Consider the following 10385-nt stretch of genomic DNA (forward strand, 5'->3'; position numbering starts at 1 on the left):
CTCGTAGGGGGCGCGGGGCCGCCGAGGACCAGTGCGCACGCGGTCACCGTTTGCACGCTCGCGGCATCGGTACCACCATGCACCGTTCGCGAACCGCGTGGGCACGGGTGCCCACCCTTACGTCGCGGGTTACTCGTTGTAATAGCGGGGCGCGCGCCCGCCGCGGTGCCCGAACATCATCAGCTCGGCCAGCAGCATGCGTGCCGGCTTGACCGTGTCGAGCACCGCCAGCGACAGCCCGAACAGCGACTGCAGCGGCCCGCTGTCCGTAAAAATCCGCGCCATCGCGTCGGTCAGGCTGATCACGAGGCGCCGGTCGTGGTCGCGTTCCTCGGCAAAGCGTGCGATCGCGTCCGGCCCCGCCTGCCGCGCCAGTGCGCGCGCCAGCACGGCCGCGTCGCGCAGCCCTAAATTCAGGCCCTGGCCCGCCACCGGATGCAGCGTCTGCGCCGCATTCCCAATCGCCACCGTGCGCCTGCCCGCGTGCGCGCCGGCGTTCAACCCCAGCGGAAACGCCGCACGCGGCGATACACGGGTAAATCGTCCCAGCCGCGATCCGAACGCGCCGCCAAGCTGGTGCAGGAACGTGTCGTCTTCGAGCGCGAGCAGTTGCGCGGCGCGCTCGGGCTTTACGCACCACACCAGCGCGTACTGGTGCCCGTCCGCGCCGTCCTGTGGCAGCAGGGCCAGCGGGCCTTCGTCGGTGAAGCGTTCGAACGCGCGGAACGCGATCGGGCTGCTGGTAGAGATCCGCGCGATCACTGCCGTCTGGCCGTAGTCGCGCCTTACCGCCTTGTCTTGCTGCTGCCCGAATACGCCGCCTTCGGCCTGCACCGTGACGGCGGCGGTCAATGTGCGTCCGTCGTCCAGCGCAAGCGTCACCCCGTCTGACTGTTCTTCGAACCGCTCGACGCGCGCCGGCCGGATCACGGTCACGCCCGCGCGCTCGCAGGCGATGGCCAGCGCGCCCACCACGTCGCCGTAGCGCGCCACGTAGCCCAGCGCGGGCAGCTTGTGTTCGAGCCGGTCCATCATGCTGCGCCCCAGCCGCCCGCGCCGCGATACGTGGATCTGGTGGATGGGGGTGGCTGGCAGCGGCCATGCCGCCACTTCTTCCAGCAGCACGCGGCTGCCCCAGGCCAGCGCGATCGAGCGCGGGTCGGTGATCGCCTGGCCCAGCGATTTGGCGTCGATCAGCGCCACGCGCGAACCCGGCACGCCGCGCCGCGCCAGCAGCGCCGCCAGCGCCATGCCCACCGGGCCGGCGCCAAGAATCGCCACGTCGTAGTCAAGTGCCTGTTGCATCAATCATGCCCCGCGCATCAGCTTTTCGATTTCCAGCACCTGCCTGGGCGCCGCGCCCGACAGGATGCGGTAACCGTCTTCAGTGACGATCACGTCGTCCTCGATGCGGATCCCGATGTTCCAGTACTGCTCCGGTACGTTTTCGGCAGGCCGCACGTAGATGCCCGGTTCGACGGTCAGCGCCATGCCCGGCACCAGCCGGCGCGACGGTTTGCCTTCGAGCGCGGTGTCCTTGTAGGCGCCCACGTCGTGCACGTCCATGCCCAGCCAGTGGCCGGTGCCGTGCATGTAGAACTGCGTGTGCGCGCGTTCGGCGATCGCGTCCTCAAACGTGCGATATTTAGTCCTGTCCAACAGGCCCAGGTCGAGCATCCCTTCGGTCAGCACGCGCATCGCGGCTTCGTGCATGTCGCTGTACGGGCGGCCCGGCACGATCGCCGCCAATGCCGCCGAATGCGCCGCCAGCACCAGCTCGTACAGGGTGCGCTGGGGCTTGGAGAACGTGCCGCCCACCGGATAGGTGCGGGTGATGTCGGACGCGTAGCCGTCCAGTTCGCAGCCGGCGTCGATCAGCACCAGGTCGCCGTCGCGGGTTTGCGCGTTGTTCGCGTTGTAGTGCAGGATGCAGGCGTTGGCGCCGGATGCGACGATCGGGGTGTAGGCCGGGAACTGGGCGCCGTTGCGGCGGAATTCGTACAGCAGCTCGGCCTCGATCTCGTACTCGTACATGCCGGGCTTGGTCGCCAGCATGGCGCGCGCATGCGCCTGGCCCGAGATCGTCGCCGCGCGCAGCATCGTCGCCTGCTCGTCGTCGTCCTTGAGCAGCCGCATTTCGTCCAGCAGCGCCAGGAGGTCGTGCGCCGAGGATGGCGCCGTCACGCCAAGCCGCGCCTGCGCGCGCACCGCCTTCAGCCAGCCTTGCACCTGTGCGTCGAGCGCCGCGTTGCGGCCCAGCGCGTAGTACAGCGCCGGCGCGTCGGCGAGGATGCGCGCCATCTGGGCATCGATGTCGCCGATCGGATACGCTTCATCAAAGCCGAACGCAGCCTGCGCCCCGGCCGGCCCATAGCGGTAGCCGTCCCAGATCTCGCGCTCGACATTCTTCTCGCGGCAGAACAGGATCGAGCGGGCCGGCTTGCCCGCGTTCGCCGCGACCAGCACCAGCGCGCTTTCCGGTTCCGGAAAGCCGGTCAGGTAGTAGAAATAGCTGTCGTGCCGGTACGCGTATTCGCTGTCGCCGTTGCGCGTCACTTCCGGCGCGGTCGGCAGCACGGCCACCGCGCCCGGCTGCATCTGGGCGGCGAGGCGTGCGCGGCGTGCCGCAAACCGGCTCATCGCACCACCCTCAGCGGCGTATTCAGTTCCTCGAGCTGGCGCATGGTGCCCACGTTGACCCAGGTGCCGTCGTAGATCTCGCCGCCGACGCGCTTCATGTCGATGAACTTGCGCATCAGGGGCCCGAACTTGACGAAGTCGCCCGGTTTGATCCCGTCGAACATTTCGGGACGGTAGACGCCGATGCCGGCGAAGTTCCACTTGGGCGAACCTTCGTTGGACAGGGTGTACAGGTCGACCGCGAAGTCGCCATCCGGGTTGTGCCACGGGTTTGGCGTGAGCCACAGCCAGGCGATGTCGCGCTGGTCCTCGGGGTACGGGTTGCCCCACATGTCGGCGTCCTTGAGCACGTCCAGCGCCTGTGAAAAATCGAAGTAGGGCGCATAGATGTCGCCCGAAACGGCCAGGAACGGTTCGTCGCCCAAGAGGTGCAGGGCGTTGACGATGCCGCCCGCGGTCTCGAGCGGCGTGCTCTCGTGCGAATACACGATGCGCGCGCCGTAGCGGCTGCCGTCGCCCAGCTCGGCCTCGATCATGTGCCCGAGGTGCGAGTGGTTGATCACGATGTCGACGATCCCCGCGCGCACCAGGTTCAGCACGTGGTAGGTGATCAAGGGCCGGCCGCGCACCTTGAGCAGCGGCTTGGGGCAGGTGTCGGTGAGCGGGCGCATGCGCTCGCCGCGGCCGGCGGCGAAAATCATCGCTTTCATCAAGGGCCTCAGAAGGTGTAGCCGACTTGCGGCGCCTTTTGCTCGAACGAGTCGAGCAGCTTGCCAAGCGGCCGCAGTTCCTTGTAGCGGCCGGCCGTCTTGCGCACGTAGTCCATCACGGTCGGCAGGTCGCCCATGTAGATGGGCTTACCGTCGCGGTAGTTCAGGCGGCAGAAGATGCCGAGGATTTTCAGGTGGCGCTGCAGGCCCATGAATTCGAAGTCGCGGTAGAACGCGTCGATGTCCGGATTGACCGGCAGCCCCAGCTTCTTGGCGCTCTGCCAGTAGCGCACCACCCAGTCGAGCACGAACTCTTCGTCCCACTGGATGTAGGCGTCGCGCAGCAGCGAGGCCAGGTCGTAGGTGACCGGGCCGTACACCGCGTCCTGGAAGTCGAGCACGCCCGGATTGCCCTGTTCCATGAACATCAGGTTGCGCGAATGGTAATCGCGGTGCATGTAGACCTGCTGCTGGGCCAGCACGTTGGCGGTGATCGCTTCGAATACCTTGGTGAGTTCCGCCTGCTGCTTGTCAGTAAGCGTCAGTCCCAGGTGGCGGCCGACGAACCATTCCGGGAACAGGTTCATCTCGCGCAGCGCGAAGGCACGGTCGAATTCGGGCAGCACGCCCGGCTGGCTGGCCAGCTGGAATTTGAGCAGCGCATCGATCGCGTCCGAGTACATGAACGGCGCGTTGTCGGCATCCAGGCGCTGCAGGTAGGTCGTGGCGCCCAGGTCGGACAGCAGCAGGAAACCGGCTTCGACATTGCGCGCGACGATCGCCGGCACGGTCACGCCGGCGTCGAACAGCAGGCCCTGGACGTGGATGAAGGCGGGCACGTTCTCGCGTGCCGGCGGCGCGTCCATCGCGACCAGGGTGTCGCCCAGCTTGTCGCGCATGGCGGGCACCACGTCGAGCCGGAAATAACGGCGGAAGCTTGCATCGGACGAAGCAGGGCGCCGCGATTCGACATCCACCAGGCCAAGTGTGCCTAGCCATTCTGTCAACTGGCTCAGCCGAGCATCCTGTTCCGCGGAAGTGGGGGAATTTTGATACAAAGAAGACATGAAGCGACCTGGTGAATCCGGGGAATTGTGGAGATTCCCATATAATAAGGGATTCAACTTAAAAAATCGCCTGTCAATGGTGCATCCCGATTTTTCATGACTTGGTTTTCGGCCCTTCCTTTCCCGCGGCGGCGCCTGTCGGTTGTCCTGTCCGCGCTGTTCACCGTGGCCGCGGGGCCGTTGCACGCACAGCACGCACCCACTACCCGTGCGGCCGAGCAGGACCTGCCGATCACCCTCAAGGCCGAAGAGATCACCGGCCGTCCGGATCGCCAGCTGAACCTTGAACACGACGTCGAAGTCGTGCGCGGCCAGACGCGCCTCACCTCCGATACCGCCTGCTACTACCGGGTCGAGGACGAAGTCACGGCCAGCGGCCACGTGCAGATGTGGCGCTTCGGCGACCGCTACCAGGGTGACGCACTGCAGCTGAACCTGGAAACCGGCAAGGGCTGGCTGCTGCACCCCAAATACCACCTGCTCAAATCGAACGCGCAAGGCGGCGCGACGCGCATGGATTTCTTGTCCGAGGACCAGGCGGTGATCACCAACGGCACCTACAGCACCTGCGAAGGGCCGGACCCGGACTGGTACCTCAAGTCGAGCAAGCTGAGCCTGGACTCCGGACGCGACCTCGGTCACGCCACCAACACCGTCATTTACTTCAAAGGGGTGCCGATCATCCCCGCCCCGGCGCTGTCGTTCTCGCTGTCGGGCGCGCGCCGCTCCGGCTGGCTGCCGCCGACCATCGGCCTCGGTTCCAAGGGGGCGGGCGAAATCATGTTCCCGTACTACTTCAACATCGCGCCGAACCGCGACCTGACGGTGTTCCCGCGCCTGTTCTTCGACCGCGGCCTGCAGATGGGCGGCACCTTCCGCTACCTGGGCGAGACCACCCGCGGGCCGTACAGCGGCGAGACCCACATCGAGTACCTGCCGAACGACCGGCTGGCGCACCGCGACCGCTGGTGGGTCGACACCTTGCACCACCAGGTGCTGGCGCAAGGCTGGTCGTATGCGTGGAACGCGCATGCCGCGTCCGACGACAACTACCCGGGCGACTTCTCGCGCACGGTCGCCGCCAGCGCGGTGCGCCAGCTGCTGCGTGAACTGCGCACCGACTACGGCGCCCAGTACTGGAGCATGTCGGCGCGGGTGCAGAGCTACCAGGTGTTGCAGGACCCGGCCTCGGCCCAAAACAAGGATTTGTTCGTGCCGCGCCCGTACGACCGCCTGCCGCAGCTGAATTTCCACGCCGGCCGCTTCGACGTGCTCGGCGGGTTCGACTGGTCGGTCGATGCCGAAGCGACGCGCTTTTCGCATCCTGACAATATAGTGCAAGGCAACCGCGGCGATCTGGTCGCGCAGCTCTCCTATCCGTTCGTACGTCCCGGCTACTTCGTCACCCCGAAGGCGATCGTGCACGAGACCCGTTACTCCCTGACCAATAACAAATTCGCGGACGGCACTCCCGCGCCGAACGACATCAGCCGCTTCGTGCCGACCTTTTCGCTCGACAGCGGCCTGATTTTCGAACGCGACGCGAACCTGTTCGGGCGCGCGATGACGCAGACGCTCGAGCCGCGCCTGTTCTATGTGCGCACGCCGTTCAGGGACCAGACCGCCATTCCGGTGTTCGACACCGGCATCGCCGGCTTTAACTATGCCCAGCTGTTCACCGAAAACCGTTTCGTCGGTCCTGACCGCGTCTCGGACGCCAACCAGCTGACCGCGGCGGTGGTCTCGCGCCTGCTCGAGCCCACCGGCGCCGAACGCCTGCGCGTGGCGCTCGGCAGCCGTCTGTATTTCAGCAACCCCCGCGTGCAGCTGACCAACGAGCCGCGCAACGTGAGCCGCTCGGATGCCCTGTTTGCCGCCTCCGGCCACATTTCCGATACCTGGAGCTTTGATACCGGGGTACAATACGACGCGCAGGGCAACAGCCTGTACAGTTCGAACGCAGGCGTGCAATGGCAGCCGGCTCCGATGAAAGTGCTGAACGCCGAATACCGTTATCAGCGCAGCAGCTTCCGCAACGTCGATTTGTCGGGGCAGTGGCCGCTGACCAGGCGCTGGTATGGCGTGGGCCGGGTCAGCTACTCGATGCAAGACAAGAAGCTGCTCGAGAGCCTGGTCGGGCTCGAGTACAAGGCCGATTGCTGGGTGTTCCGGTTCGGGGCGTCGCGCTTCGTGACCGCGGCCCAGACGACGTCGACCCCGGTGTTCTTCCAGCTCGAACTGAACGGCTTGTCGCGCCTGGGCATTGGCAATCCGCTCGAGTCGTTTACACGGAGCATTCCCGGCTATACTCGCCTGAACACGAATGTCGGCCGCCCGTGACGCGGGCTGGCGGGCGCTGAACAACGATCCTGAAATGAGTGCTTCCCAGATTATGCGTACTACCCGTTTGCATCAAATTAAGCTAGCAGCGGCGCTGCTGTGCGCGCTCGCGGCCGGCCAGGCGGCGGCCCAGGCCAAGCCCGCCACCGCGCCTGCGACCCAGGCCAAACCAGGTAGCGGCTTTTTGCCGCCCGCGTCCAGCAACGCCAAGGTCCTCGACTCGATTTATGTGGTCGTCAACGACGAGGTCATCACGACCAACGAAGTGAAGAGCCGGGTAGCCCAGATCGTGCAGCGCATGCGCGCCCAGAACGCGCAGTTGCCGGACGAGGCTGACCTGAAGCGCCAGGTGGTCGAATCGATGATCGTCGAGCGCGCGCAGATCCAGCTGGCCAAGGAATACGGGGTCAAGGTCGACGACATCACGCTCGACCGTACGATTTCGCGCATCGCCGAGGGACAGAAGTTGTCGGTGCAGGAGATGCGCAACCAGATGGAGAAGGAAGGACTGCCGTTCTCCCAGTTCCGCGAAGAGATCCGCAGCGAGATCATGATGCAGCGCCTGCGCGAGCATGAGGTCGACAGCAAGATCCAGGTCTCCGACGCCGAGGTCGACACCTATCTCGCCGCCGAGAAGGCCGCAGCCGCCGAGCGGGTCGAGATGAACATTTCGCAAATCCTGGTCAGCATCCCGGCCAATGCCTCGCCCGAGCAAATCGCCGCGCGCAAGGCACGTGCCGACGAAGTGGCGCGCCAGCTGCGCACCGGCGCCGATTTCGCCAAGATGGCCGCGACCTATTCCGAAGCGCCCGATGCGCTCAAGGGCGGTGAAATCGGCTGGCGCGATCCGGACCGCCTGCCGCCGCTGTTTTCAAGCGAGCTGCACAAGCTCAAGCCGGGCCAGGTGACGCCGGTGCTCAAGTCGAACACGGGCTTCCACATCCTCAAGCTGGTCGACAAACGCAACCTGGCCAATGGTGAAGAGGCCAAGACGGTGGTCGAACAGACCCACGCGCGCCACATCCTGATGAAGGTCACCCCGACCATGACCGAAGCCGAGGTCAAGCGCAAGCTGCTCGAGCTGAAGGAAAAGATGGCGCACAAGGCGGCCACCTTCGAGGAGCTGGCCAAGCAGTACTCGCAGGACGGCTCGGCCCTCAAGGGCGGCGACCTGGGCTGGCTGTACCCGGGCGACATGGACAGCGCGCCGGAACTCGAGATCGCGATGAAGGAGCTCAAGCCGGGCGAGGTGTCGGACATCATCCAGACGCCGTTCGGCTTCCACCTGCTCCAGGTCATCGAGCGCAAGAGCGAAGACGTGACCAAGGAAAAAGAGCGCAACCTGGCGCGCAACATCCTGCGCGAGCGCAAGACCCAGGAAGCGTACGAAGACTGGGCGCGCGAAGTGCGCGACCGCGCCTACGTCGAGTTCCGCGAGGACAAATAGGGCCATGCCATCGCCTGTCCGTCCGGTGCTGGCGGTGACCACCGGCGAGCCGGCGGGCATCGGGCCGGAGATATCGATCCGCGCGGCCTGGGCGCTGCGCGAGGTCGCCAATTGCGTGCTGGTCGGCGACGCCGCCTTCCTCGCGCTCACCGCCAGCAGCCTCGATCCGGCGATCCGGCTGTCGGCCATCTCGATCCAGGCCCTGCGGAACGGCGGCCTGCCCGATTTCGGGCGCGACCGCATCGCCGTGGTGGACGTGCCGCTCGCCGCCCATGTCGTGCCCGGCGTGCTCAATGCCGAGAACGGGCGCGCGGTGCTGGCCACCCTCGACCTCGCGCTCGAAGGCGTGCGCTCCGGCTGGTTCGACGCCATCGTCACCGCGCCGCTCCAGAAAAGCACGATCAACGATGCCGGCGTCGCTTTTTCCGGGCACACCGAATACCTGGCCGAAAAGACCGGCACCCCGAAAGTGGTGATGATGCTGGCCGGGGAGCCCGGCGCGCTCCAGCCCAGCTTGCGGGTGGCGCTCGCGACCACCCACCTGCCGCTCAAGGACGTGCCGGCCGCGATCACGCGGGAGAGCCTGGGCCAGGTGCTGGACATCCTGCAGGCCGACCTGCGCAGCAAATTTGGCATCGCCGCGCCGCGCATCCTGGTCGCCGGCCTGAACCCGCACGCGGGCGAGAACGGCTACCTCGGACGCGAAGAGATCGACGTGATCGAGCCGGCGCTGCATGCGGCGCGCGAACGCGGCATCGATGCGCGCGGCCCGTATCCGGCCGACACCCTGTTCCAGCCGAAGTACTTGCGCGACGCCGACTGCGTGCTGGCGATGTACCACGACCAGGGGCTGCCGGTCCTCAAGCACGCGACGTTCGGCCGCGGCGTCAATATCACACTCGGCCTGCCGCTGATCCGTACCTCGGTCGACCACGGCACCGCGCTCGACATCGCCGCACGCGGACTGGGCCTGGCGGACAGCGGCAGCATGGAAGAGGCGATCCGCGTCGCCATGCACATGGTCGCGGCGCGGCGAAGTGCCTCACCACATTAACGACAACAACCATGAAACACGTAGCACGCAAGCGCTTCGGCCAGAACTTCCTGACCGATGACCACGTCCTTCACAACATCATCGATGCGATCGCGCCGCGCCGCGGGCAAGTCATGGTCGAGATCGGGCCGGGCCTGGCCGCGATGACATCGCTGCTGCTCAAGGAGCTCGACCACATGCACGTGGTTGAACTGGACCGCGACCTGGTCGCGCGCCTGGAGAAGGCGTATCCGCGCGAGCGCCTCACGGTGCACGCCGGCGACGCGCTCAAGTTCGACTTCGGCAGCATCGCGGTGCCGCCGGGGCAGAAGCTGCGCGTAGTCGGCAACCTGCCATACAACATCTCCAGCCCGCTGCTGTTCCACCTTGCCCAGTACGCTGGCATGGTCGAGGACCAGCACTTCATGCTGCAGAAAGAAGTGGTCGAGCGGATGGTGGCCGAGCCGGGCAGTCGTGCGTACGGGCGGCTGTCGGTGATGCTGCAGTGGCGCTATCACATGGACATGCTGTTCGTGGTGCCGCCATCGGCCTTCGACCCGCCGCCGCAGGTCGATTCGGCGATCGTGCGCATGATCCCCCGCCGCGACCAGCCGGCCGCCGACGCGGCGCGCCTGGAGGCGGTGGTGCAGAAGGCGTTTTCGCAGCGCCGCAAGGTGATCCGCAACTGCGTGGCCGGCATGTTCACCGAACAGCAGCTGGTCGAGGCCGGGATCGATCCCGGCGCGCGGCCGGAGGCGGTGAGTCTCGAACAGTATCTGGCGCTGGCCAACCTACCTCGGTAATAGGATCGTAGGGGGCGCGGGGTCGCCGAGGACCTGTGCGCACGCGGTACGGTTGAATATCGTTGGCTCGGGTACGCAAACGTACTGGCGTTGGACAATCTTCCCCGGTAATAGGATCGTAGGGTGCGCACCTGTGCGCACGCGGTACGGTTGAATATCGTTGGCTCGGGTACGCATACGTACTGGCCTTGGACAATCTTCCCCGGTAATAGGATCGTAGGGTGCGCACCTGTGCGCACGCGGTACGGTTGAATATCGTTGGCTCGGGTACGCATACGTACTGGCCTTGGACAATCTTCCCCGGTAATAGGATCGTAGGGTGCGCACCTGTGCGCACGCGGTACG

Annotated in this window: 8 protein-coding genes; 4 read left to right on the top strand and 4 right to left on the bottom strand. The window is 66.1% G+C overall.

The window, feature by feature from the left end:
- Positions 1-129: 129 nt before the first annotated feature.
- Genes E4O92_RS18985 through E4O92_RS19000 form a run of 4 tightly spaced genes read right to left on the bottom strand, consistent with a single transcriptional unit; the run spans position 130 to position 4417 of the window.
- The gene (locus E4O92_RS18985; RefSeq protein ID WP_135191224.1) at positions 130-1305 is read right to left on the bottom strand and encodes a UbiH/UbiF/VisC/COQ6 family ubiquinone biosynthesis hydroxylase; all 1176 of its coding nucleotides are present in this window, start codon (positions 1303-1305) and stop codon (positions 130-132) included.
- A gap of 3 nt (positions 1306-1308) precedes the next feature.
- A complete protein-coding gene (locus tag E4O92_RS18990) occupies positions 1309-2640 on the bottom strand; it encodes an aminopeptidase P N-terminal domain-containing protein (protein WP_135191225.1) in 1332 nt (443 codons plus the stop codon).
- Positions 2637-3350, bottom strand: a complete 714-nt coding sequence (murU, locus tag E4O92_RS18995; protein WP_135191226.1) for an N-acetylmuramate alpha-1-phosphate uridylyltransferase MurU — start codon at positions 3348-3350, stop codon at positions 2637-2639. The genes E4O92_RS18990 and murU overlap by 4 nt, the downstream gene beginning before the upstream one ends.
- 8 nt (positions 3351-3358) lie before the next feature.
- Entirely contained in the window at positions 3359-4417 is a 1059-nt protein-coding gene (locus E4O92_RS19000) for an aminoglycoside phosphotransferase family protein (protein WP_135191227.1), read from the bottom strand.
- Positions 4418-4513: 96 nt separating this feature from the next.
- Between E4O92_RS19000 and E4O92_RS19005 the strand changes: the two genes are divergently transcribed.
- From E4O92_RS19005 to rsmA, 4 genes are read left to right on the top strand one after another with little or no spacing between them, the layout of a single operon-like run.
- Positions 4514-6757, top strand: a complete 2244-nt coding sequence (locus E4O92_RS19005; protein ID WP_135191228.1) for an LPS-assembly protein LptD — start codon at positions 4514-4516, stop codon at positions 6755-6757.
- Positions 6758-6791: 34 nt separating this feature from the next.
- Positions 6792-8204 (top strand): peptidylprolyl isomerase, encoded by a 1413-nt coding sequence (locus E4O92_RS19010; RefSeq protein WP_229483517.1) that lies wholly within the window; start codon positions 6792-6794, stop codon positions 8202-8204.
- Positions 8205-8208: 4 nt separating this feature from the next.
- Positions 8209-9258: a 4-hydroxythreonine-4-phosphate dehydrogenase PdxA gene (gene pdxA / locus E4O92_RS19015; protein WP_135191229.1), complete on the top strand. Its 1050-nt coding sequence runs from the start codon at positions 8209-8211 to the stop codon at positions 9256-9258.
- An 11-nt stretch (positions 9259-9269) separates the two neighbouring features.
- Positions 9270-10040 carry a 16S rRNA (adenine(1518)-N(6)/adenine(1519)-N(6))-dimethyltransferase RsmA gene (gene rsmA, locus E4O92_RS19020; RefSeq protein WP_135191230.1) on the top strand — a complete coding sequence of 257 codons (771 nt, stop codon included), beginning with the start codon at positions 9270-9272 and terminating at the stop codon, positions 10038-10040.
- Positions 10041-10385 lie beyond the last annotated feature (345 nt).

The sequence above is a fragment of the Massilia horti genome, assembly GCF_004614195.1.
GTDB classification, from domain to species: Bacteria; Pseudomonadota; Gammaproteobacteria; order Burkholderiales; family Burkholderiaceae_D; genus Telluria; species Telluria horti.

Coding starts and splice junctions, on each gene's coding strand:
- rsmA (WP_135191230.1), top strand. CDS start 9,270: ATGAAACACGTAGCACGCAAGCGCTTCGGCCAGAACTTCCTGACCGAT.
- pdxA (WP_135191229.1), top strand. CDS start 8,209: ATGCCATCGCCTGTCCGTCCGGTGCTGGCGGTGACCACCGGCGAGCCG.
- E4O92_RS19000 (WP_135191227.1), bottom strand. CDS start 4,417: ATGTCTTCTTTGTATCAAAATTCCCCCACTTCCGCGGAACAGGATGCT.
- murU (WP_135191226.1), bottom strand. CDS start 3,350: ATGAAAGCGATGATTTTCGCCGCCGGCCGCGGCGAGCGCATGCGCCCG.
- E4O92_RS19010 (WP_229483517.1), top strand. CDS start 6,792: ATGAGTGCTTCCCAGATTATGCGTACTACCCGTTTGCATCAAATTAAG.
- E4O92_RS19005 (WP_135191228.1), top strand. CDS start 4,514: ATGACTTGGTTTTCGGCCCTTCCTTTCCCGCGGCGGCGCCTGTCGGTT.
- E4O92_RS18990 (WP_135191225.1), bottom strand. CDS start 2,640: ATGAGCCGGTTTGCGGCACGCCGCGCACGCCTCGCCGCCCAGATGCAG.
- E4O92_RS18985 (WP_135191224.1), bottom strand. CDS start 1,305: ATGCAACAGGCACTTGACTACGACGTGGCGATTCTTGGCGCCGGCCCG.